At 70.4% G+C, this 24,061-nt stretch carries 18 protein-coding genes; 10 read left to right on the top strand and 8 right to left on the bottom strand.

Translation table 11 applies throughout. The features are described from left to right. Positions 1-162 precede the first annotated feature (162 nt). Positions 163-555, top strand: a complete 393-nt coding sequence (locus OG413_RS02255) for a hypothetical protein (protein ID WP_266802682.1) — start codon at positions 163-165, stop codon at positions 553-555. Between the two features lie 535 nt (positions 556-1,090). Here OG413_RS02255 and OG413_RS02250 read toward each other — a convergent pair. Further along, a complete protein-coding gene (locus OG413_RS02250) occupies positions 1,091-1,378 on the bottom strand; it encodes a carbohydrate-binding module family 14 protein (protein WP_266802680.1) in 288 nt (95 codons plus the stop codon). A 389-nt stretch (positions 1,379-1,767) separates the two neighbouring features. Continuing rightward, on the bottom strand, positions 1,768-3,120 hold the full coding sequence (locus OG413_RS02245; RefSeq protein ID WP_266802678.1) for a hypothetical protein: 1,353 nt from the start codon (positions 3,118-3,120) through the stop codon (positions 1,768-1,770). A 660-nt stretch (positions 3,121-3,780) separates the two neighbouring features. On the opposite strand from OG413_RS02245, the gene OG413_RS02240 reads away from it, so the two are divergent. Further along, positions 3,781-5,082: a hypothetical protein gene (locus OG413_RS02240; protein ID WP_266802676.1), complete on the top strand. Its 1,302-nt coding sequence runs from the start codon at positions 3,781-3,783 to the stop codon at positions 5,080-5,082. A 158-nt stretch (positions 5,083-5,240) separates the two neighbouring features. On the opposite strand, the gene OG413_RS02235 is transcribed toward OG413_RS02240, so the two are convergent. The 5 genes from OG413_RS02235 to glgX form a co-directional block, all read right to left on the bottom strand. Further along, positions 5,241-5,840, bottom strand: coding sequence for a hypothetical protein (locus OG413_RS02235; protein ID WP_266802674.1), 600 nt, complete (start codon positions 5,838-5,840; stop codon positions 5,241-5,243). Positions 5,841-6,785: 945 nt separating this feature from the next. After that, positions 6,786-7,298 carry a TnsA-like heteromeric transposase endonuclease subunit gene (locus OG413_RS02230; RefSeq protein ID WP_266802672.1) on the bottom strand — a complete coding sequence of 171 codons (513 nt, stop codon included), beginning with the start codon at positions 7,296-7,298 and terminating at the stop codon, positions 6,786-6,788. Between the two features lie 414 nt (positions 7,299-7,712). Next, positions 7,713-9,614: an ABC transporter ATP-binding protein gene (locus OG413_RS02225; RefSeq protein ID WP_266802670.1), complete on the bottom strand. Its 1,902-nt coding sequence runs from the start codon at positions 9,612-9,614 to the stop codon at positions 7,713-7,715. Then, a complete protein-coding gene (locus OG413_RS02220) occupies positions 9,611-11,464 on the bottom strand; it encodes an ABC transporter ATP-binding protein (RefSeq protein ID WP_266802668.1) in 1,854 nt (617 codons plus the stop codon). The genes OG413_RS02225 and OG413_RS02220 overlap by 4 nt, the downstream gene beginning before the upstream one ends. 294 nt (positions 11,465-11,758) lie before the next feature. Continuing rightward, positions 11,759-13,912, bottom strand: a complete 2,154-nt coding sequence (glgX, locus tag OG413_RS02215; RefSeq protein ID WP_266809829.1) for a glycogen debranching protein GlgX — start codon at positions 13,910-13,912, stop codon at positions 11,759-11,761. 259 nt (positions 13,913-14,171) lie between these two features. Here glgX and OG413_RS02210 point away from each other — a divergent pair, with 259 nt between their 5' ends. The 8 genes from OG413_RS02210 (at position 14,172) to OG413_RS02175 (ending at position 22,441) form a co-directional block, all read left to right on the top strand. Beyond that, entirely contained in the window at positions 14,172-15,398 is a 1,227-nt protein-coding gene (locus OG413_RS02210) for an Ig-like domain-containing protein (RefSeq protein ID WP_266802666.1), read from the top strand. A gap of 294 nt (positions 15,399-15,692) precedes the next feature. Next, on the top strand, positions 15,693-16,937 hold the full coding sequence (locus OG413_RS02205) for an Ig-like domain-containing protein (RefSeq protein ID WP_266802664.1): 1,245 nt from the start codon (positions 15,693-15,695) through the stop codon (positions 16,935-16,937). Positions 16,938-17,026: 89 nt separating this feature from the next. Further along, a complete protein-coding gene (locus OG413_RS02200; protein WP_266802662.1) occupies positions 17,027-17,794 on the top strand; it encodes an enoyl-CoA hydratase/isomerase family protein in 768 nt (255 codons plus the stop codon). A 250-nt stretch (positions 17,795-18,044) separates the two neighbouring features. After that, the gene (locus tag OG413_RS02195) at positions 18,045-18,560 is read left to right on the top strand and encodes an ATP-binding protein (protein WP_266802660.1); all 516 of its coding nucleotides are present in this window, start codon (positions 18,045-18,047) and stop codon (positions 18,558-18,560) included. Positions 18,561-18,955: 395 nt separating this feature from the next. After that, on the top strand, positions 18,956-19,771 hold the full coding sequence (locus tag OG413_RS02190; RefSeq protein ID WP_266802658.1) for a polysaccharide deacetylase family protein: 816 nt from the start codon (positions 18,956-18,958) through the stop codon (positions 19,769-19,771). Continuing rightward, positions 19,771-20,970 carry a YncE family protein gene (locus OG413_RS02185; protein ID WP_266802656.1) on the top strand — a complete coding sequence of 400 codons (1,200 nt, stop codon included), beginning with the start codon at positions 19,771-19,773 and terminating at the stop codon, positions 20,968-20,970. The genes OG413_RS02190 and OG413_RS02185 overlap by 1 nt, the downstream gene beginning before the upstream one ends. Positions 20,971-21,079: 109 nt before the next feature. Continuing rightward, positions 21,080-21,295: an EF-hand domain-containing protein gene (locus OG413_RS02180; RefSeq protein WP_073727097.1), complete on the top strand. Its 216-nt coding sequence runs from the start codon at positions 21,080-21,082 to the stop codon at positions 21,293-21,295. A 138-nt stretch (positions 21,296-21,433) separates the two neighbouring features. Then, the gene (locus OG413_RS02175; protein WP_266809827.1) at positions 21,434-22,441 is read left to right on the top strand and encodes a CopD family protein; all 1,008 of its coding nucleotides are present in this window, start codon (positions 21,434-21,436) and stop codon (positions 22,439-22,441) included. Between the two features lie 154 nt (positions 22,442-22,595). Here OG413_RS02175 and OG413_RS02170 read toward each other — a convergent pair whose 3' ends face one another. After that, the gene (locus OG413_RS02170; RefSeq protein WP_266802653.1) at positions 22,596-24,056 is read right to left on the bottom strand and encodes a carboxylesterase/lipase family protein; all 1,461 of its coding nucleotides are present in this window, start codon (positions 24,054-24,056) and stop codon (positions 22,596-22,598) included. Positions 24,057-24,061: the final 5 nt, after the last annotated feature.

Raw genomic sequence — 24,061 nt, 5'->3', positions numbered from 1 at the left:
GCCGGGATCAGCAGCCGTAAGCACGTCCCTCTTCTGGGGCAGTTGGTTTGCGCCACCGTCGGATACCGGCCGATTCCCCGGGAGTGGCCGCCCGGTGCTGATCTCTACTGCAACGCTCTGACCAGGAAGGCAGTGTGCCGACCCGACAGATCGGAGCGCCCCATGTCTGACACGCCTGAAGTGACCGACCTTGGAGCGATCCCAGGAAGCGGGGACGGGCCTGCGGCTCCTGCCCCGGGCTCGATCCAGGTCACCGAGATCCGTCCCGAGGGCGGCAGCGACAGCGGCCTGACCGTGCTCGCTGCGGCCGACGTTCAGGCGCAGGACGTGGGCACCTTCAGCGTCCGGTACCGGGGCTCCGTCCCCCAGCTCGTCGTCTCCGGCGGGACGACCGTCCCCTCCGTCATCACCGTCGTGGACGGATCCGGCAACATTCTCGCCGAATACCAGGCACGCCCAGCCACCCAGCGCATCACCGGCCGGCTGCTCCCCGAAGACCAGACCCTTCTCGGCTGCGCCACCCCCGACTGCCTGCCCATCAGCCTCACCAAATAGCACCTGCCCGGCGGGGTGAGGTGCTCGGTGTCGGCGTACGGGGTTATCTGGCCAGCCCGGTACGCGCGAACGGCCGCGGCTGTGGGGCCGCCGCATGGCCGGGGCCGGCCAATAGCCAGCCGGCCTCGGGACAGGGCGATCGGTCCAGGGTGGGGCGAAGCCCCATCGCGTAGCGACGCCCGACAGGCGCCCTTGACGGATCGTCGTGTCCCGCACCACTAGGAAGTCGGGTGGCCCCGGCTTCACGACCTGCGCACGACCATCTCCAGGGTGGGGACGTACCGCTGTACCTCACTGGCCTCGTAACTGTGTACGCCGACAGGGCCAGGCGTGCCTGGTACTCGGCCAGGACGCTCCCGGAGCCGTCCACGACGGTGATGAGCGAGGGGACGATCGCGCCGCCGGTCACGACGAGCTGAGGCAGATGCCTGCCGACAGCCCAGAGACTGTCCCCGTCAGGCCCGCAGCAGCCTGGCAAGAACAGCTTCTGCGTCAGAGCAGGGGAGCCCGGGAAGCCCTGGTGGGCAAGCAGCCGTCAGTCCTTGCCGGCTGCCGGGTTGCCCGCGTTCTCGGGCCAGTCACAGACCATCAGGTCCGGGTTGAAGTGCAGGGTGCTCGGACAGTCTTTCTGGTACGCGACCCCCCATGAGCAGTGGTAGAAGCGGCCCGGGTCATCCGGGTCCGCGAAGAGGTCCCCGTGGAGGTGGTCGCCGCAGGACGACCCGTCGTAGAGATCAGCGGAGGGGGCGGCGGGGGTCTGCGCCGACGCGGCATACGCGGGAAGACACAGCACACCGACGGCAAGGGCAGCGGAAGCCGCCATCCGGGAAACCTTGATCATCATCAATTCCTTGATTGGAGCGAGTGACACAGAACGCGCACGTCACCCTTCGCCGCGCGGCGAAGAATCACGGAACACTCGCCTCAACAACGACTCCGAGCCCATCCCGGTGACGCCCCACCGGCCGCTGCCGCACCTCGTCCTCCGGGCTGACCCGCGCGCAGTACACCGAGCCGGAGGGTGCCCTATCGGGGAGCGCCGTCGTCCAGGCCCGCCCTCCGACGTGGCCGGGCCTGGGACGACGGCGCCCGGTCCTGGTTGCTCCCGCCATGGGGCGATCTTGATGCGGTGGGCGCCGCTGTGCCCCGTCACCCGTGCAGGGCTCATCGTCGGCGTCCTGTTTGCGGGGGTCGGGGCTGTCTGTCTGGCGGTCAGGGCGTGTCGTTCTGGGTGGCGTTGGCGGCTTGTTCGGCGGTGAGCTGGGCTTCTACTTCGGCGGCGTCGGTGCCTGCGGCGCGGTTGCCCCAGCCGCGGTGGACGACCAGCAGCTGGTCGCGGGTGCCGTTCTTCGGGTCGCGGTAGACGACGACGGCGGGCCCGGCCCCGCTGAGGTGGCCGGAGGCAGAGAACTTCGTGTCGGGGGTCCAGCTGCCGGCCTTGTTGCACTTGGTCCACCACAGGTTCTGGTCACTGCTGCCGGAGCCACGGTGGATGACATACAGGTCGTTCTGGAAGACGGCCAGCGCCGGGCCCTCCAGGCTCTGGGTGCTGTTCAACTGGTGGTCCGGGCCCCAGCCCTTGCCGGCCTCCCAGACGGAGTGCCACAGCGAGGTGTCGTTGCCGCCGCGGTGGACCAGGCGAAGCTTGCCGTCCCAGGACACCAACGCCGGATTCGACGCCGTCTGGTGGCTGGGCATCTGCTGGTCGGAGCTCCAGCCCGCGGCGCTGTCCCAGGTGGAATGCCACAGGTGGTTGTTGTTGTGGGAGCGGTGGACGAGATGCAGATCTCCGCCGTGAGAAGCCAGCCCCGGGCCGTGCGAAGACAACCGGCTCGGAACCATCTGGCCGTCGGTCCACCGGCTGCCGTTGAACGAGGTGGTCCACAGCTGGGCGTCATTGTGCGCCTTGTACACGCAGTGGAGCACACCGTTGTGGACCGCGAGCGCGACTCCGTGGCTGCTGCGCTGGCCGCCCATCCTGGTGTCTCGGGTCCAGCCCTTGGCCGGGTCGTACTCGGTGTACCAGAGGAAGTTGTCGTTGCCGCCGCGGTGCACGCAGACCAGGCGCCCGTTGAAATTGGCCAGGGCCGGGTTCGACCCCGACTGGTGGTCGGTGAACCGCTCGTCAACGCTCCAGCCCTGCCCGGTCTCGAACACGGTCCACCACAGGCTCAGGTCCTCCTTCGGGCCCAGCCCGACCGGGATGAGCATCAGGGGCGAGATCCACGGGGACACCAGCTTGCAGCCATACCCCCGCGAGACCGCCTCGACCCAGACCTTCTGGGCCATGGCAGCCACGGCCACCAGGGAGGACAGGGGCTCCTTGACGACTTCGCCGAGGATGTCCGCGATCAGATCCTTGATCTCCAGGTAGGCATCGACCGCCTGCTGGTTGAGGATCAGCTGGAAACCCCACCACTTCGCCTCGGCCCGGACCTCGGCGCCCATCGCCTCCAGTTCCTTGCGGGCCGCCTCCGCCCGCTGGGCCTTCTCCGGAGGGGCACTGAAGATCCAGCTCTCGTCCGTGCTGCTGTCCTGCGACACCGTGGGCTCATCAACCGCCATGGGGCTCCCTCTCTGCGCGCAGGCATACGCCAGCCACCCGGTCCCCCGGTGAGGCCCCCAGCCCCCCCACGGGCCCCGGTGCGCTGAACGCAGCTTTCCAACAGGTCACGCCCGCTGTCCGCCCGATCATGACGACACTCGCCCTGCTGGTTCCGATATGACGGGAACCCTTCGTACTCAGGCTTGTTTGTGCCGACACGCGCCACTTGAGAGCGGTCAGGCACGGGCAAAGGCCAGGCGGCAAGTGACAACTACTGAACGTTGGCGCTGCTGCCCTGGCCCAGGAGTACATCGAAGACGGTGTGCACCGCTTTCTACGACAGTGAATCTAGGCCGCGTCAGGTTCTGGTACGTGGAATCTGGCACGGCTTCTCTCTCAGGGCGGAGAGCGCCCGGGGGCCCGATGCGGCCGACCGGGTCGGTGTCGGTGTGGGCGTGAGATCCAGCCATTCCCTCACGTTGAGTGCTGAACCCAGCACAGTCCGTTCTAGGTTGGGCGCGGCGTGGATGATCTCTCCGCGCCGTGGAGCCGGTGTGCGTTCGTGCCGGGTGCCGTTCTTGTGCGGTGCCTTCGGCTGCGGAAAGGGCACCGAAGGACGGGCAGGGGCGGGCGCGATGTCGGACTTCGAGACCGGTAGTAGTTCTGAGCTTCCTCAGGGGATGGAAGCACCATCGATCCAGGCGCAGGAGCGGGGTGCGAGGGCCCGTAAGGAGCTGGAGGCCCGGGGCTTCGACGTCCGGATGGAGACGAAGTGGTGGGGCTTTCACGTCCACCTGATGAACCGGGAGACGGCGGACAACGTCGCCGAGATCACGGAGTTCATCGCCGACATCGTCGAGGCGGTGATCCCGAAGATCGGCAAGCTGGTGGCCGGTGTGATGCAGATCCACGCGGCGTGGGTCAAGGCCGTCAACGGCCCCCATGGCGTCAAGTGCACCTCCCCCTGGATCGCGACGTCCATGCTCATCCCCACCCGCAGGGAACAGGAACAGGACACGAGCCTGTGGTGGTCGGTGTTCGAACCGGCGAAGGGCTGGGGCACGGACGAGAAGTTCGCCGCCCACTACAGCGGCTCCAACCCCGCACTGGCCGAGTTCAACGGCCGCCTCTACCTAGCTCACCGCGGCCACAACGACTACGGCGACGACCCGCTCCTGTGGTATTCGGTCTACACCCCGGCCACCGGCTGGAGCGAGGACATCAAGTTCCCCGGACACGCCAGCTCCCACGGCCCCGCCCTGGCCACCTTCGGCGGCAAGCTGTACTGCGTCCACCGGGGCAGCGGCAGCGACCACCGGCTGTGGTGGACCCGGTTCGACGGCAGCACCTGGAACCAGGACACCGTGTTCCCCGGACACGCCAGCTCCCACGGCCCCGCCCTGGCCGAATTCGGAGGCAAGCTCCACTGCGTCCACAAGGCCGGCGTCGGCGCCGAATCGATGTGGCACACCACGTTCAACGGCAGTACCTGGAGCGCCGACAGGCAGATCCGGAACTTCGCCACCGCTTCCAATCCGGCCTTGGCCGTCTACAAGGGGCGGCTGCACTGCGTCCACCGCGCCAGCGGTTCCTCGACCCAGCTGTTCCACTTCTCCAGCGCCGACGGAGTCAACTGGAGCGAGGCCACTCCGATCCCTGGGGCTTTCAGCCTGGAGGGGCCGTCCCTGGCGGTCTACGACGACAAGCTCTACTGCGTCCACCGCGGCCACGGCAGCGGTGACCAGAACCTGTGGTGGACCGTTTACAACGGCAGCACCTGGAGCAAGGACACCATGTTCCCCGGCCACGCCTCCGCCGCCGGACCCGCCGCGATCGCCTACCGGGACGCGAACGCCGACCGCGGCCAGCTCCTGGTCGTCCACCGTGGCTACGGCAAACGCGTCGCCGGTACCGACGCCGCCGAAGTCGAGGCACAGATCGCCGCCGAACAAGCCGCCGGCGAACACCCCGGCACCGCCTGAACCCCGCCCACCAAGGCACCCGGGGCGGCACCAGTACAACCGACCGGTGCCGCCCCGTCCTCTCCCTGCCGGTCCCCGACCCATGGCATCGGTGCCATTGCAGGCCGAGCGTGGCCGCCGAACTCCAGCCCCTAGCCAATCAAGTCAGTCGTCACAGGTCAGCGTGTAGCTGACGACTGACTTCGCTGTCCAAGGACATCCAGCAGGGCGATCAGTCGCTGCGCCTCCTCAATGAGGGGCTGTCCGCGGGGCGTCACCCGGACTGGCCGTTTTCGGTGATCGAACACGGCAAACCCGGCGCCGTCCTCCACCAGGCGAAGGTGCGCGTTGAAGGTCGTGCGGGGGATGGCGAGGGTCAGGGCTGCCGAGCGGCGCGTCGGGGCCCCCGGCACCAGCACGGCACTGCGCAAGGCAGCCAGGCTGTTGTTGCGGATGCTGATCCGGCTCATGGCCGGCGAGAGCGTGACGGGCAGGTCGGCGAACGGATTCGGGTAGATGCGTGGGGCGGCATGCCCGGGAGGGTGGCGGGGCTGCAGGGAGATCCGCAGCTTCGCGCAGACGCTCTTGATGTGGTTCGACAGGTAGACCTTGCCGTGGTCGAAGATGATCGTTTCGGTGGCGACCGTCGGCAGCAGCGGCTGTCCGTCCCGGTCCACGAGCTTCTCCGCGTCGACAACCACGGTGGACGGCATTCCGGCATACGGCAGCGGTTCGCCGCTGCCGGGGCGGGCTTCGCGCGGACGGACCGTCTCGTACAACACCCCGGCCACATCTACGGACTTCGTCGAGACCGGGCAGCCGCAGTCCCACGATGCACCTGCTGTAAAGGTCCATGGCGACGGTGAGTTCGCACCGGACCCACCGGCAGGTCAGCGGCTCCATCGCGAAAACGTCCAGGCTGTTGGTGTCCAGGACCACGTACTCGCCGGGTCGGGTGGCGCGCAGGCGGCCGTACGTGCCCTGCGGGGCATCCGCGATCGACCGCTTGCCCTTGGTGCTGCCCTCGAACGCGTTGGTGCCCTTGGACAGTTGCCTCAGCAGCTCGTAGCCCATCGTGCTCGCCGGCAGCGGCACCGCACCCTTCCCATGCTCCTTGACCAGCCGCTCCTCGATCTCGGTGAGGACCAGCCCACGCACCGGACGGCTCGCCTTGACGTGCGACTTCAAGACTTCCTCGGCCATCTCCACCCAGCGGGGGTCCGCCCTCTCCACCACGCTGCGTACGGGGCGGTCGATCACAAGCCCGGCCGGGCCGGCCTTCTTGAACGCTGCGGTCCACCGGCGGATCGTGGTGACCCCGACACCCAGCTCAGCGGCCTTGACGGCATAGCGATGCAGCAGCGGCATCCCCGGCGCGAAGTCAGCACGCGGCTCCCCGTCCAGCGCCAAGGCCGCGTCGCCGAGTCGGTATCCGGTCAGGACCTCCTGGAGGTGCTGGACCTTCACGGTCAGCTCGTCGTCCTCCTCACGGGCCAGGCCGCTCAGCAGGGCAGCGGAAGCCGTCGTTTCAGCCGGGGCCGGCGCAAGGATCTCGGTGGTGGGATGGGCGAGCAGCACGGAGATGTCGACCTGCCGCAGTTTCGGAGGCCCGGCCACCGCAGACTGGCGCAGGAGAATACGCCGTCCTTCGATCTCCGCAACGGTGAACCGCTCACCGTCAAAGGCGATCGGCAGGCCCGGCCGCAGCGTCGTCGTCCACTGGCTCATCCACGCCTCCGCAGCACGCATTCGCCTGACAGCGGCTGGGCCGTGAGGTCGGTGGTCAGCCGCCCCGACCACAGCAGGGCCATCAGCGCCGGACGGGCTTCTTCGGGCTCACGGTCTCCGGCCAGGCGTCGCTCGGCGAGCGCCAACTCATCGCCGTCGACGACCTCTTGCCAAGCGCGCTCGACTTCGTCGACAGGTACGACACCGGGGTGGCGGTAGGCGGCCAGGAACCGGACGTTCTCCAGCAGGGTCGGCACGGCGCCCGACCAGATCTCGTACTCCCAACCATGGCGCTCGATGAGATGCCCCGGCCAGGCCAGCGCCTGCGCGACCTTCGGGTCCTTGTGGCGCGAGGCCGGTTTGACGTTGACGACGCGCACTGTCCCGGACCTCATCACCAGAAGGAAATCCGGAACGTGGCTGCGGACCTTGCCGTCGATCCGCGCCACCATGCGCAAGGGCTGGGCGTAGATGCCGCATACCGACGGGTCGAAGTCAGCGAGCAGCAAACGGGCCAACTCAAGCCGGCTCCCGTAGACGACCTGGCCCGCCCGTCGTCGCCGAGGCGTAGTCGCCCGAGCGGTGCGCCATGCCGTGTACCGAACGGACCCGGCGCCACGGGTCCGACTCGTCGAAGTCCCTCAACCGCAGCAGGTTGAAAGGGACTTCGCGAGTCGACCAGTCGGTGTGCCGAATCGATGTCGCAGGAGTGTTGTGCTTGCTACGACTCTTCCTCGGATGCTGTGCGGCCATACTGAAACGGTGCGAAAAGAACACGCCGCCCAAACCGGAAGATTGATAGCAGTCAACAACTGACCGCTACCGAGCGTTACCGTTGCCCATGATCACGCGGAAGTGTCCAAACGGTGCCCATGATCACGCGGAAATGTTCACGGAATCGCGGAACCTAGACACCCCCGCCCTCAGGCCAGGCTGTCGCGCCACGCGCGGTGCAGCCCGGCGAACCGGCCCGTGCCGCCGATCAGTTCGGCAGGGGCGCCGTCCTCCACGATCCGCCCGTGCTCCATCACCAGCACCCGGTCCGCGATCTCCACGGTCGACAGGCGGTGCGCGATCACCACCGCCGTACGGCCGTGCAGAACCGTGTCCATGGCCTGCTGCACCGCCCGCTCACCGGGGATGTCCAGGGAACTGGTCGCCTCGTCGAGGATCAGCACCGCAGGGTCGGCCAGCAGGGCCCGCGCGAACGCGACCAACTGGCGCTGACCGGCGGAGATCCGGCCGCCCCGCTTGCGTACGTCCGTGTCGTACCCCTCGGGCAGACCGGCGATGAAGTCGTGCGCCCCGATGGCCTTGGCCGCGCGCTCGATGTCCCGCGGTGTCGCGTCCGGGCGGCCGATCGCGATGTTCTCGGCGACCGTCCCGGAGAACAGGAACGCCTCCTGGGTCACCATCACCACGCCCTTGCGCAACCCGGCCGTGTCGAGGTCCCGCAGGTCGACGCCGTCCAGCAGGACCCGGCCGTCCGTCGGATCGTAGAACCGGGCCAGCAGCTTGGCGAGCGTCGACTTCCCGGCACCCGTCGAGCCGACCACGGCCACGGTCTGCCCGGCGGGGATGTCCAGGTCGAAGCGGGGCAGCACCTCGCCGCCCGTACGGTAGGCGAAGCTCACCGCGTCGAAGGTGACCTCCCGGCCCGGGTGGTCGCCGGACCGCGCGGGAAGCTCCTCGGGCGCGGTCGTCTCGGGGACGGTGGGCCGCTGGGCCAGCAGACCGGCGATCTTGTCCAGCGACGCGGCGGCCGACTGGTAGGAGTTGAGGAACATCCCCAGCCGGTCGATCGGGTCGTACAGCCGACGCAGATACAGCACCGCCGCGGCCAGCACCCCCAGGGCCAGCGTGCCGGACGCCACCCGGTAGGCGCCCCACAGCACCATCCCGGCCACCGCGGTGTTGGCGACCAGCCGGGAGCCGATGACATAGCGGGCCATCTCCAGCATCGCGTCACCGTTCGTCCGCTCGTGGCGGTGGTTGAGCGAGTCGAACGCCGCGTCGTTGGTCCGTTCCCGGCGGAAGGCGCGGACCGGGCGGATCCCGTTCATCGTCTCCGCGAACTTCACGATGACCGCGGCGATCGCCGTGGACCGCCTGGCGAAGACCCGGCCCGCCCGACGCTGGTAGAGCCGCACCAGCAGATACAGCGGGACGAAGGAGAACACCGCGATCGCCCCGATGCCGAGGTCCAGCCAGAGGAGCATCAGCGAGATGGAGGCGAACGAGAGGACCACACCGATCAGTTCCTGAAGGCCCTCGCTCAGCAGCTCGCGCAGCGACTCCACGTCCGTGGTGGACCGCGAGATCAGCCGGCCCGAGGTGTAGCGCTCGTGGAAGTCGACGCTCAGGGCCTGGGCGTGCCGGAAGATCCGGCCGCGCAGATCGAGCAGCACGTCCTGGTTGATCCGCGCGGCCGCCCTGATGAACGCGTACTGCAGGACTCCGGCACCGATGGAGCAGAGCGCGTAGCCGACCGCCACCGCGATCAGCGGCCCGTAGTCGTGGTCCCGGAAGGCCGGAACGCCCCGGTCGATGGCGTACGCCACCAGCAGCGGGCCCGCCTGGACGGCGGCCTGCTGGAGCAGGAGGAAGAGCGCGGCCACGACGACCCGGCCGCGCATCGGGGCGAGCAGCGAGGTCAGCAGCGTCCGGGTCGCACCGGGCGGGGCGGGCAGATCGTCCCGGTCGAACGAGTCCCCGGAGCCCTCGGAGTCTCCGGAGCCCTTGGAGCCCCCGGATTCCTCCGACGGCGGCGCGGCCTCGCGCGCCAGGCCGTCGTCCGTGAGCGCGTCGTCGGCGGTGGTCGTCATCGGGTACTGCCCTCCTCGGCAGGGGTGTGCTCGGCGCCCGACATCAGCCAGGCGTACTCGGCGTTGCCGCGCAGCAGTTCCTGATGGGTGCCGACCGCGCTGATCCGGCCGTCGGAGAGCAGCGCCACCCGGTCGGCGAGCATCACGGTGGACGGCCGGTGGGCGACCACCAGCGCGGTCGTCCGCTCCAGCACCCGCCGCAGCGCCGCTTCCACCAGCGTCTCCGTGTGTACGTCCAGTGCGGAGAGCGGGTCGTCCAGCACCAGGAAGCGCGGCTCTCCGACCACGGCGCGGGCCAGCGCGAGACGCTGCCGCTGGCCGCCGGAGAGGCTGAGCCCCTGCTCGCCGACCTGGGTGTCCAGCCCCTGCGGCAGGTCGTACACGAAGTCGGCCTGAGCGACGGCGAGGGCCCGCCGCAGTTCGTCCTCGCCCGCGCCCTCGGCGCCCATCAGCACGTTCTCGCCGACCGTCGCGGAGAACAGCGTCGGCTCCTCGAACGCCACCGACACCAGCTCCCGCAGCCTCGGCCGCTCCAGCGCGGCGATGTCCTCGCCGTCCAGGGTGATCCGCCCGGCGGTCAGCTCGTGCAGCCGCGGCACCAGGGCGGTGAGCGTCGTCTTCCCGGAACCGGTGGCGCCCACCAGGGCCATCGTCTCGCCGGGCCGGATGCGCAGATCGATCCGTGTCAGTACGGGTACGGAACCGGGTCGCGCGTCGGGGTAGCGGAACTCGACACCCTCGAAGGCCATTCCGCCGCGGTCGGGGGTGGCGCCGACATCGGCTTTGGCGCCGACATCGGCTTTGGCGTCGGCTTTGGCGTCGGCGTCAGGGGTGGTCGCCGCCACCTCCGTATCCCGCTCCTCCGCCACGTCCATCACCTCGAAATACCGCTCGGTCGCGGTCGCCGACTCCTGGCTGATGGCCAGCAGGAAACCGATCGACTCGACCGGCCAGCGCAGCGCCAGAGCTGTCGAGAGGAAGGCGACGAGGGTGCCCGCCGACAGATCACCGTCGGCCACCTCGACCGTGCCGAGCACCAGCGCCGCACCGATCGCCAGCTCGGGGATGGCGGTGATGAGGGCCCAGATCCCCGCGAGCAGACGCGCCTTGCCCAACTCCGTGGCGCGCAGCCGCTGCGAGAGCGCCCGGAAGGCCAGCGCCTGGCTGCGGTGCCGGCCGAAACCCTTGATGATGCGGATGCCGAGGACGCTCTCCTCGACCACCGTCGTCAGGTCCCCGACCTGGTCCTGGGCCTGCCGTGCGACCACCGCGTACTTCGTCTCGAAGAGCGAGCACAGGATCATCAGCGGTACCGCGGGCGCCAGCAGCACCAGCCCGAGCGACCAGTCCTGGGCGAACAGAATGAGGAACCCGACCACGATCGTGGTGCCGTTGACCAGCAGGAACGTCAACGGGAAGGCCAGGAACATGCGCAGCAGCATCAGATCCGTGGTCCCGCGCGAGAGCAACTGCCCCGACGGCCAACGGTCGTGGAAGGCCACCGGCAGCCGTTGCAGATGCCGGTAGAGGGCGGCGCGCATCGACGCCTCCACCCCGGCCAGCGGCCTGGCCACCAGCCACCGCCGCAGCCCGAACAGCAGCGCCTCGACGATGCCCAGCAGCAGGAGATACAGCGCGCCGAGCCAGACGCCGCCGGGGTCACGGTCCGCGACCGGGCCGTCCACCATCCACTTCAGTACGAGGGGGATCACCAGGCCCAGACAGGAGGCCACGATGGCGACGAGAGCCGCGCTGAGCAAGCGGATCCGAACAGGGCGGACAAAGGGCCACAGGCGCAGGAGGGAGCGCACGGCGGACCGTTCCGTGTGCTCGGCAGGTATTTCGGGCATCAGGGCCGACCCTACGTTTCACCACTGACATCGGTCCTGTGTATTTCTGCCCGCGCGCACCCGGCACGCACGCGTACGCACCCCGCACGCACCCGGCACCACCCGCCCACGCGCCCCGAACGCGCCCCGGACCGGGGGCGGTCGTACCCCGGCATCACGAGTGGCGCCTTCTGCCCGTCCGCCGCCGACCGCCGTCGTCCTGGACGAGCTGACCCCCGGCCTCACCGCGCTGCCGGGCCTCGCGGCCGTCGCACCCCACGCCCCACACCCCTCCACGCCCCGCTCCCGCCCCGGCTACGTCGTCACCCGCAGCAGCAGCACCGAGCGCGCCGGTACGGTCAGGGCCGTGCCGCCCGCGTGGGCCGTGCCCGGCGCGGCCGACTGGTCCTCCCGCGAGGTGTCCAGGACCAGTTCGTAGTGCGCCCCCCAGGGTGGTCCCGGCAGCTGGAAGCCGCTCGGCTCCGCCCCGGCGTGCAGGATCGTCAGGAAGCTGTCGTCGGTGACCTGCTCGCCCCGCGCGTCCCGGCCGGGAATGTCGCGGCCGGAGAGGAAGAGCCCGAGCATCGCGGCCGGTGCGTACCAGTCGGCCTCCGTCATCTCCGTACCGTCGCGGGTGAACCACGCCAGGTCCCGCAGTCCGTCCGGGGCCTGCGGGCGCCCGGAGAAGAACGCCCGGCGGCGCAGCACCGGATGGGTGTGGCGCAGCTTCAGCACCCGGGCCGTCAGTTCGGTCAGCTCCCGCCACTGGGGCTCTTCCAGCAGCGACCAGTCCAGCCAGCTGACCTCGTTGTCCTGGCAGTACGCGTTGTTGTTGCCGCCCTGCGTACGCCCCATCTCGTCGCCCGCCACCAGCATCGGTACGCCCGTGGAGAGCAGCAGCGTGGTGAGGAGGTTGCGCAGCCGGCGCAGGCGCAGGGCGTTGATCTGCGGGTCGTCGCTCTCGCCCTCGGCCCCGCTGTTCCAGGCACGGTTGTCGTCGGTGCCGTCGCGGTTGCCCTCGCCGTTGGCCTCGTTGTGCTTGTGCTCGTAGCTCACCAGGTCGCGCAGGGTGAAGCCGTCGTGCGCGGTGACGAAGTTGACGGAGGCGTACGGCCGTCGGCCGCCCCAGGCGTACAGGTCGCTCGATCCGGTCAGCCGATAGCCGAGGTCCCGTACGTCGGGCAGGGCGCCGCGCCAGAAGTCCCGTACCGCGTCGCGGTAGCGGTCGTTCCACTCCGTCCACAGGGGCGGGAAGGCACCGACCTGGTAGCCGCCGTTGCCGACGTCCCACGGTTCGGCGATCAGTTTGACCCGGCGCAGTACCGGGTCCTGGGCGATCACCGCGAGGAACGGGGAGAGCATGTCGACGTCGTGCATCGAACGGGCCAGTGCCGCCGCCAGGTCGAAGCGGAAGCCGTCGACGCCCATCTCCGTGACCCAGTAGCGCAGGGAGTCCGTGATCAGCCGCAGGACGTGCGGCTGCACCACGTGCAGGGTGTTGCCGCACCCCGTGTAGTCCGCGTAGCGGCGGGCGTCGGCCTGGAGGCGGTAGTAGCCGCGGTTGTCGATGCCGCGCAGGGACAGCATCGGGCCCAGCTCGCCCGCCTCCGCCGTGTGGTTGTAGACCACGTCGAGGATGACCTCGATCCCGGCGTCGTGCAGCGCGCGCACCATCCGTTTGAACTCGCCGACCTGGCGGCCCGCCGTGCCGCTCGCCGAGTACCCGGCGTGCGGGGCGAAGTAGCCGATGGAGTTGTAGCCCCAGTAGTTGTGCAGGCCGCGCCGCAGCAGATGGTCCTCGTGCGCGAACTGGTGCACCGGCAGCAGTTCGACGGCCGTCACCCCCAGCCGTCGCAGATGCCCGATCGCCGCCGGGTGGGCGAGGCCGGCGTACGTGCCCCGCAGCTCCGGCGGGATGCCGGGGTGCAGTTTCGTGAAGCCGCGCACGTGCAGCTCGTAGATGACGGTGTCGGCCCACGGGGTCTTGGGGCGCCGGTCCTCCGCCCAGTCGTCGTCGTCATGGACGACGACGCCCTTGGGCACGAAGGGCGCGGAGTCCCGGTCGTCGCGCACGGTGTCGGCGACGTGCTGCTGCGGCCAGTCCCGCACATGGCCGTACACCTCGGACGGCAGGGTGAAGGAGCCGTCCACCGCGCGCGCGTACGGATCGAGGAGCAGCTTCGCCGCGTTCCAGCGGGCGCCGGTCCAGGGGTCCCAGCGGCCGTGCACCCGGTAGCCGTACCGCTGTCCCGGCCGCACACCGGGCAGGAAGCCGTGCCAGATCTCATGGGTCAGTTCGGTCAGGGAACAGCGCCGCTCGCCGCCCCGCTCGTCGAAGAGGCAGAGCTCGACGGCCTCGGCGCCGCCCGCCCAGAGCGCGAAATTGGTGCCCGCCACCCCGTCCGGACCGACCCGGAAACGGGCGCCGAGCGGCATCGGCGCACCGGGCCACACGGCGGGGGCCGCCACCCCGTCCCCGCACCCGGCCGTGCGGGGCTCCGGCTCCTGTACTGCTTCCTGCTCGGCTGCGCTCGACACCTCTCGGCCTCCCGCGGCTCGTACGGACCGGGACCGGCGGGAGGGCGCGCGGCGTCCCGGCCGCGGCCTCCCCCGAGCGGTCCTCCGTGAAGTCCTGTGTGAGGTCCTCCGTGCAGTCCTCCCCCCTGTTCTGCCCAGGGCTGGGCCCGCACTCACGTTTCCCCCGACCGGCCCTGATCGTTGGGGGGACGTGAATCACGTAGCGAAGAGAGCACGGGCGGGTTCGGCCGCCGTGCTGACATGGGCAGGACTACTCACCGTGCTGGCCGTACTGGCCGGCTGCACCGACGGAATGCCGTCGGTCCTCAACGGAAAGCCGCGCACGCCGACGGACGTGATCCGGATCGTGCCCGAGGACGGTGCCGAGGACGTCGCGGCGAAGACCCGGATCGAGGTGAAGATTCCCGACGGGCACCTGGAGAGCGTGAAGGTGCGGCGGATCGAGGACGCCCAGCGGGAGGAGGTCGCGGGCCGTATCTCCGAGGACGGGCTCTCCTGGATTCCGGAGGCGGACGCGGGCCGGATCGGGCTGGCCGCGAAGTACAGCGTCGACGCGGTGGCCGTGGACGACGCGGGGCGCCGCTCGGCCCGCCACACCACCTTCACCACGGTGGTGCCCGATCACCGCTTCATCGGCTACTTCAAGCCGGAGAACCGGTCCACCGTCGGCACCGGGATGATCGTCTCCTTCACCTTCAGCCACCCGGTCACCAACCGGGCGGCGGTGGAGAAGGCCATCAGGATCACCGCCGAACCGGCGGTGGAGGTGGTGGGCCACTGGTTCGGCAAGGACCGTCTGGACTTCCGCCCGGCCGCCTACTGGAAGCCCGGCACCGAGGTCACGGTGGACATGGGGCTGCGCGATGTGCGGGGCGCCCCCGGCGTGTACGGCAGCCAGGACAAGACGGTCGTCTTCACCGTGGGCCGCTCCCAGGTGTCCCTGGTGGACGCGAAGGAGCACACCATGGAGGTACGCCGCGACGGGGAGGTGATCAGCACCGTCCCGATCTCCGCGGGTGGCCCGAAGGCGGCGACGTACAACGGGAAGATGGTGGTGACCGCGATGCACGACGTCACCCGGATGGACGGCCGGACGGTCGGGTTCGGCGGGGAGTACGACATCAAGGACGTCCCGCACGCCATCCGGCTCACCGAGACCGGCACCTTCCTGCACGGCAACTACTGGGAGCCGTACGACACGTTCGGCTCCGAGAACACCAGCCACGGCTGTGTCGGCCTGCGCGATGTGAAGGGCGGCAGCGGGGACACCCCGGCGGGCTGGTTCTTCGACCGGACCCTCATCGGGGACGTGATCGAGGTGGTCAACTCCCCCGAGAGGAAGGTCGCTCCGGACAACGGGCTCGGCGGCTGGAACCTCGACTGGAAGAAGTGGAAGGCGGGCTCGGCCCTGCGCTGACACCCGTACGGTACGGGACCGGCGCCCGCGTCGGTCCCGGCCCCCCGCCCCGGCCACCGGTTCCGGCGGGCGCCATCCCTCGCGCCGTTCTCCCGGTGCCCGGTGCCCGGCGCCGCCGGGGCCCCGCACCCCGCGCCACCTGCGCATGTCCCCGGACATGTTGGGACTGAACGGTGACATTCGAGAGGGAGTCCTCCCCGCCTCCGGTGTGATTATCTTGCGCCGAGCACGCATATGCAGCGTGCGGGGGTGCGGGCCGGGCGGTGCCAGGCCGTGCGAGGGGAGACGACCACATTGAACGGGCAGCCGATATCGGGGGCATCGGCCGGGGCGAGCAGGGGAAGGCGCGGGCGCGGGGGCCCGGGACTCCTGGCTCTGGTACTGGGTGCGCTGCTGTTGCTGGTGACGGCATGCGGCGGGGGCACCGACGCGGGGGGCAAGACGGGCGGCGGCTCGAAGGCGGAGGACACCAGCGCCTCCGAAGCGGTGGTGACCGTCGCGCCGAAGGACGGCGCCGACTCCGTGGCGACCAGCGGAGCGCTGAAGGTCTCGGCCGGACAGGGCAAGCTGACCACGGTGAAGGTGGCCGACCCCAAGGGCAACGCGGTCGAGGGCAAGATCGCGGCCGACGGTGCGAGCTGGGCGCCGGAGCGGCATCTGGCGGCGGCAACCAAGTACACGGTGCACGCGGTCGCCAAGGACGCGGAGGGCCGTGAGTCGGCGAAGGACACCACGTTCACCACGCTGGTTCCGAAGAACACCTTCATCGGCCAGTACACGCCGGAGGACGGTTCGACCGTCGGCGTCGGCATGCCGGTCTCGATCCACTTCACCCGGGGCATCACCGACCCGGACGCCGTGAAGAACGCGATCAAGGTGACCGCGGAGCCGGCCGTCGAGATCGCGGGCCACTGGTTCGGCAACGACCGTCTCGACTTCCGCCCGGAGAATTACTGGGCCGCGGGCACCAAGGTGACCGTGGAGCTCGACCTCGACGGCGTCGAGGGGCGGCCGGGCGTCTACGGCAAGCAGGCCAAGACGGTGAAGTTCACCATCGGCCGCAGCCAGGTCTCCACGGTCGACGCGAGTTCGCACCGGATGAAGGTGGTCCGGGACGGCAAGCAGATCAAGGACATCCCGATCTCCGCGGGCGCCCCGGCGACGACCACGTACAACGGGCAGATGGTCATCAGCGAGAAGCACAAGGTGACCCGGATGAACGGCGACACGGTCGGCTTCGGCGGGGAGTACGACATCAAGGACGTGCCGCACGCGATGCGACTGTCCACGTCGGGCACCTTCCTCCACGGCAACTACTGGGGCAGCTCGGGCATCTTCGGTACGACCAACACCAGCCACGGCTGTGTCGGACTGCGCGATGTGCGCGGCGGCTACGACGGCCAGACCCCGGCCGCGTGGTTCTTCAACAAGTCACTCATCGGCGACGTGGTGATCGTGAAGAACTCCAAGGACAAGACGATCGCTCCGGACAACGGCCTCAACGGCTGGAACATGGACTGGTCGGAGTGGACCAAGTAGGTCCCCGTCACGAAGAGAGTTGAGCGGGCCCGGTGCTGTGACCAACAGCACCGGGCCCCTCCGCGTTAGCGACGGTTAACCTGCTCCCCATGACCGTAACCCTCGAAGTACGCGACAACGTCGGCACGATCCGGCTGGACCGGCCGCCGATGAACGCCCTGGACATCGCCGTCCAGGACCGGCTGCGCGAGCTGGCCGACGAGGTGGCCCGGCGCGACGACGTGCGCGCCGTCATCCTCTACGGCGGTGAGAAGGTGTTCGCGGCGGGCGCGGACATCAAGGAGATGCAGCGGATGGACCACCCGGCGATGATCGTCCGGTCCAAGGCGCTCCAGGACTCCTTCACCGCCGTCGCCCGCATCCCCAAGCCCGTCGTCGCCGCCGTCACCGGCTACGCGCTCGGCGGCGGCTGCGAGCTGGCGCTCTGCGCCGACTTCCGGGTCGCGGCGGACAACGCCAAGCTCGGCCAGCCCGAGATCCTGCTCGGTCTGATCCCGGGGGCCGGCGGCACCCAGCGTCTCGCCCGGCTGGTCGGCCCGTCCAAGGCCAAGGACCTCATCTTCACCGGTCGTCAGGTGAAGGCGGACGAGGCCCTGGCGATGGGGCTGGTGGACCGTGTGGTGCCCGCCGGCGAGGTGTACGAGCAGGCGCACGCCTGGGCCGCCCGGCTGGCGAAGGGCCCCGCGCTGGCGCTGCGCGCCGCGAAGGAGGCGGTGGACGGCGGACTGGAGACGGACATCGACACCGGGCTCACGATCGAGCGGAATTGGTTCGCAGGTCTGTTCGCCACGGAGGACCGCGAGCGCGGTATGCGCAGCTTTGTGGAGGAGGGTCCGGGCAAAGCCAAGTTCCTCTGATCGAAAGCCAGTTGGGTACGCAGGGGCGACGGTTCATTCGTGCGAGCGGATTATCCGGGCCTTAAGGCAGCCTTAAGTCCCGGACGCCCTCGGTAGCGGTATTTCCCGGTCGAGGGTGCGTTCTCCCAGCTCAGCGGGGTTGTGCGCGGTGACATCTTGCCTTTGGCATATGCCAATACACCCCTTCGGAATGATGCATTCCGGGGGGCGGATTCCCTCGGAACGGCCCCGGAATCCGTCGTGTGCGGCCATGATGGTGGACATGGCGGGCCTGGAGGGTGTGGAACAGCCGCGACCGTGCAGCAACGCGGCCGCGGCGCGCTTGACGTCGACCGTTGAGGACGAACAGGCGTTCAAAGCGCTGGAGTTGTTCGGAAATCCGACCGAGGGTGAGGTCCGGCTGCCCTCGCGTCCGGAGTCCGCGGCCACCGCCCGCCGGCTCACGTCCTGTGTGGTGCTGCGCCAGTGGGCGCTCTCGCCGCAGACCGCCGAGTACGCGGTCCTGCTCGTCTCGGAGCTCGTCGGCAACGCGGTACGGCACACCGGCGCCCGGGTCTTCGGGCTGCGGATGCTGCGCCGCCGCGGCTGGATCCGGATCGAGGTGCGCGACCCCTCGCGCGGGCTGCCCTGCCTGATGCCCGTGCGCGAGATGGATGTCAGCGGGCGCGGTCTCTTCCTGGTCGACAAGCTCTCCGACCGCTGGGGGGTGGATCTGCTGCCGCGCGGCAAGACCACCTGGTTCGAGATGCGGATCTCCGACCGCTGACACACAGAAGCCCCCGGTCGGCCGTGGTGCGGCGCTGCGGGGGCTTCTGTGGGAGGCCGTGAAATGGGGGGTGTTCTCACGGCCGCTTATGACGACCTGGCCCGGGTCAATGGGGGTCGTGACACCGACTATGGCAGACGGGCGACCCCGGCGCCAAAGTCGCATTTCTCTTCATTCTCGACATAACCGGACAGTTCATAGGTGAATCGTAGGTGTGTTGAGTCACTCGCCTGGTATTTAGTGAATCCTTATGGCGTCCGATGAATGATTCATAGACCGTCCAGAGGGTCGGTCAATCGGTATATTTCGCACATTTCGCCTCTACTGTGATGCGGGGATCCGCCGTCCTGCCGGACAGCCGGATCCGTCACGCCGATCCCGCGAGGTGGACGTGCATGAACGGTCGCGAATCACCGGTGCGCCGCCGGGAAGCCCTGCGCGCGGGCGCCGGGGCGCTCACGGCGGCAGCGCTCGCCGCAGGCTGCGCGGACGGCGGGGACGGCGCACCCCGCGCGCCCGCCGCCCGCCCCGCCGCCACTCCCGTCCCCGCCGCGAGCCCGGCGAAGAACGCGCAGAACGCCGCGGCCCCCGCACCCCGCCGCTTTCCGGGGCAGCCGGTCCAGGTGACCCACGGCCCCCGCGACCGGGCCCGTGTCGCGCTCACCTTCCACGGGCAGGGTGACCCCGCCGTCGCCGAGTCCGTACTCGCCGCGGCCGAACGGGCCGGGGCCCGGATCACCGTGCTCGCCGTCGGCAGCTGGCTCGACGAGCACCCCGGCATGGCCCGCCGCATCCTCGACAGGGGCCATGACCTCGGCAACCACACCGAGCACCACCTCGACATCAACGCGATGGGCGAGAGCGAGGCGTACGCGGAGATCACCGCCTGCGCCCGGCGCCTGCACCGGCTCACCGGGTCCATCGGTACCTGGTTCCGCCCCTCGCGCACCCAGTACGCCACCCCGCTCGTCCAGCGGCTCGCCCGCCGGGCCGGTTACCCCCACGTCCTCTCGTACGACGTGGACTCCCTCGACTTCACCTCGCCCGGCGTCGCGGCCGTCACCCGCAAGGTCGCCGGGGAGATCCGCAACGGGTCCGTGGTGAGTCTGCACTTCGGCTACGCGGACACCGTCGCCGCGCTGCCGCTCCTCCTCACCGAAATCGACCGGCGCCGACTGCGCGCGGTGACCACCACGGAGCTGTTGACCTGATGCCTCCCCTCAGCCGCACCACCACCACTACCGCCGCCACCGCCCTGCTCGGGGGCCTCCTCCTCGTCGCGCTCGCCGCCTGCGGCACTCCCGCGGACCGGGAGAGTCCCCGGGCGCGGAACACCGAGGCCGCCGCGCCCGGCGAACCGGTCCGCGCCGCGGCCCCGCCGTCGCTGCCCGGTATGCCCCCCGTGCTCGACCCGAAGGACGTCTACGCGGCCGACCGGGCGGGCAAGCTGGCCCCGGCCGTCAAGAACTTCCCGCCCCGCGTGTACGTCCCCAACACCAGCTCCAACACGGTGTCGGTGATCGACCCGAAGACGTACAAGGTCATCGAGACCATCCCGGTCGGCAACCAGCCGCAGCACGTGGTGCCGTCGTGGGACATGAAGACGCTCTGGGTCAACAACGACCTCGGCGACAGCCTCACCGCCATCGACCCGGCCACCGGGAAGGCCGGCCGGACCGTCGAGGTCTCCGACCCGTACAACCTCTACTTCACCCCGAACGGCAAGTACGCCATCGTCATGGCCTCGATGGACCGCGAGCTGGTCTTCCGGGACCCGCGGACCATGGACCGGGTCAAGACGGTCCCGGTGACCTGCGCGGGCGTCAATCACGCCGACTTCTCGGCGGACGGCCGGTACTTCATCGTCTCGTGCGAGTTCTCCGGCGAACTCCTCAAGGTCGACACGGAGAAGATGAAGGTCGTCGGTCAGCAGAAGCTGCCGCTGAAGGGCGCGATGCCGCAGGACGTCAAACTCTCCCCGGACGGGAAGACCTTCTACATCGCCGACATGATGGCGCACGGCATGTGGGTGCTGGACGGGCTGAAGTTCACCGCCCCGAAGCTGCTGCCCACCGGCAAGGGCTGCCACGGGCTCTATGTCAGCCGCGACTCCAAGGAGATGTACATCTCCAACCGGGGCGAGGGCTCCGTCTCCGTCTTCGACTTCGCGCGGAACGAGCTGACGAAGAAGTGGCATCTGCCGGACGGCGGCAGCCCCGACATGGGCGGCGTCTCCGCCGACGGCAAGGTGCTGTGGCTGTCGGGGCGTTACGACGCCGAGGTGTACGCGATCGACACCAGCAGCGGCAAGCAGCTCGCCCGTATCCCGGTCGGCAGCGGGCCGCACGGACTCGCCGTGTACCCGCAGCCGGGCCGCTACTCGCTCGGCCACACCGGCATCTTCCGCTGAACCGGCCCGGCAACGGCGACCGCCGCCGTCGCGCCCCGGCCGCCGCACGGGTCGCCGGGGCAGCCCGATAATCTGACCCCGACAGTTGGCATGACGAAGGGGCGGAACAGTGGCGGACATCGAGTCGGCGCGCAAGGCATTCGAGCGGTTCGACCAGGACGGCGACGGCCGGATAACGGCGACCGAGTACAAGAGCGCCATGGCGCAGCTGGGCGACCCCTACGTCACCGAGACGGTGGCGCAGGCGGTCATCAACTCCCACGACACGAACGGTGACGGCCGGCTCAGCTTCGACGAGTTCTGGGCAGCGCAGAACAAGGGCTGACCGCAGGGGAACCCCCGGCCGGACCGGTCGGGGGGCCGTTGTTACGTCCCCGATGAGCCCTTCGGGTGAACTTCGGGCGTTCCCATGGACAGTGAGCGGTTTGCTGTGCGTATGTCCACCGGCAAGGATCGGGCCGTGATGCTCTCCGGTCCCCCCGCCGAATCCGCCGATCCCGCCGCGCCCGTCGGACCCGATGACGCCGCGCCGGATCGCCGCCGGATCGCCGTGCCCGTGCTGCTCACCGCGCTCGTGGCCGGGGCCCTGGCAGTCCTGGTCGCCCTGTCCGGCGCCGGATTCATGGCACGCGACACCGGAGAGCTGCGGATACCCGGCGCAGGGCTCACCACCCTGCTCCGTGCCGTCCTGTTCGCCGCGCTCGCCCTCCACCTCGGCGAACTCGCCGCGACGGGCCTGATCAGACCGGTCCGCGGCCGGCCCGGGACCGCCGTGCGCGGCTGGTCCACGCACGCCTCGCTGGCCGGGGCCGCCGCTGCCGCCGGGCAGATCGTCCTGCTGGCCGCCGTCAGCGACCTCGGGATCACCGAGACCTACGGCACCCGTGAGGGCGGCCTGCTCCTCCTCGTCGCCAACGGCCTGGTGCTCGCCGCGGGATGCGCCGCGACCAGGCGCCCCCGGCTGGCCCTCGCCCCGCTCGCCGTCGTCATCGGCGCCGAGGCGCTGCGGGCGCACCCGGAGGCGTACAGCCCGGTGGCCGGGGCCGCGCTCACCGTCGTCCACCTGACCGCCGCGTCGCTGTGGACCGGCGGCCTGCTGTACGTCCTGCGCACCATGTGGCTCTGGCGGGACTCCCCGGTCGCGGCCCGCGCCCTCCTCGGCCGGTACGCGCGCCTCGCGGTCTGGCTGTACGTCGCGCTCGCGGTGACCGGTACGCTCAGCGCGCTGCGCAGGCTGCCGGTGGACGTGGTGTTCACCTCCGCCTACGGGCGCACCCTGCTGGTCAAGCTGGCGCTCATGGTGGTGGTGAGCGCGCTGGCGGTGGCGGCCCGGCGGCGGCTGTCACGGGACGCCGACCCGGCCGTCACCCGCCGCCTGGCCCGCCGGGAGCAGGCCGTACTGGCCCTGGTCGTCCTGGTGTCGGCGGTCCTGACCGTCGTCCCCGACCCGCACTGGCTCAGCACGCGGTAGCGCCGGGTCCGCGAAGCCCGGCTTGGCGCCGGGCCGTTGTGCCGGGCCATCGCGACGGGCTGATGTGCCGGCCCTTTGCGACGGCCCTTTTGCGACGGCCCCTTTGCGACGGCCCTTTGCGACGGCCCTTTGCGACGGGCCGGGGACCGGGTCCCTACCGGGGCCAGCCGCTCAGCTCGTCGTCGCGCGGGGCCAGGACCACCGTGGGCGCGCCGGGGCCGAAGCCCATCACCGGCCGGGTCGCGTCCCAGGACGGCCAGCCCGGGTCGCCCGAGACGGCGAACCGCACCCACGCGCCGTGCATCGCGTCCGCCAGTTCCCGCGGGGCGTCCGGGCCGGTCAGGGCCACCGTGTCGGGGTGGGCCAGGGTGTCGAAGACGAAGCCGATCTCCAGGGCGTGACAGGCGCCGAGCCGCCGCACGGGGGAGGGCCAGCCGAACTCGTACAGATACGTGGCCCCGGCGGCGTCCGTGCGGGCGTCGGCCAGCCGGTTGAGCGGGACCCGCAGCAACAGGTCCGTGGCGATCGCGCCCAGCAGCTCGCCCGGCGTGGCACCCGGCCGGTTGGCCCGGTACGGGCGCGCCACGGCGGCGGACACCTTGAACTTCAGCAGAGCGAGGCGGAGCTTGACCTTCCCCAGCTTCTCGATCAGCCCGCTGGGGACGAACCAGAGCCGGTACTCCTCACTGTTCGTCCCCATCAGCAGATCGACGTCGGACGCGACGCCGTCACGCAGCGCCTCGGCCGGATCGCGGGGCAGAAGATCGCCGTCCACCACTATCTGGAAGGAGTTCCCACCGGTCAGCGGCGATCCGCCGCCCGTCACCGCGGTCTGCGCGGCGAGCAGCGCCGCCGGGTCCGCGGCGGCCAGCGCGGCGGCCGTCGCCGGGAGGCCCATCCGCTTCGCGATCCGCTCGGTCGTGCCTCGCCCGGCCGCCACGGAGAGAGCGGTGGGCGCACCGCTCTGGAGGACCGCCCGCCGGAACAGCCCCGCCGCCCTCGGCGCGGCCAGCAGCGCCCCGATGCTGATCGCGCCCGCCGACTCACCGGCCACCGTCACCCGGCGCGGATCGCCGCCGAACGCCGCGATGTTGTCCCGTACCCACTCCAGCGCCGCGAGCTGGTCCAGCAGCCCCCGGTTGGCGGGCGCGTCCGGGAACACCCCGAAGCCCTCCATCCCCAGGCGGTAGTTGACCGAGACGAGCACCACCCCGTCGCGGGCGAACGCCGCCCCGTCGTACACCGGCACGGCGGAGGAGCCGTGCAGCAGCGAACCGCCGTGGATCCAGACCAGGACGGGCAGCCCGGCCGGGCCGGTCGACGGGGTCCACACATTGAGGTTGAGACAGTCCTCGCCCGCCACCTCCGGGTCCGGCAGCAACTCGTCCAGCGGCGGGGCGTAGGGGCGCTTGGGCGCCGTCGGGCCGTACGCGACTGCCTCCCGGACGCCCTGCCACGGCTCCGGCGGCTCCGGCGCCCGGAACCGGCGCGCGCCCACCGGCGGCGCCGCGTACGGGATGCCCCGGAAGACCGCCACACCGTGCTCCAGCGTGCCGCGGACGGCGCCGTGGGCGGTGGCCGCCTGCGGGGGTATCTCCACCTGGGTCTCGGACATGGTGC

This window comes from Streptomyces sp. NBC_01433 (assembly GCF_026340105.1).
Classification (GTDB): domain Bacteria; phylum Actinomycetota; class Actinomycetes; order Streptomycetales; family Streptomycetaceae; genus Streptomyces.
Note: the sequence above shows the minus strand (reverse complement) of the source record. Positions and strands in the feature narration are given on the sequence as shown.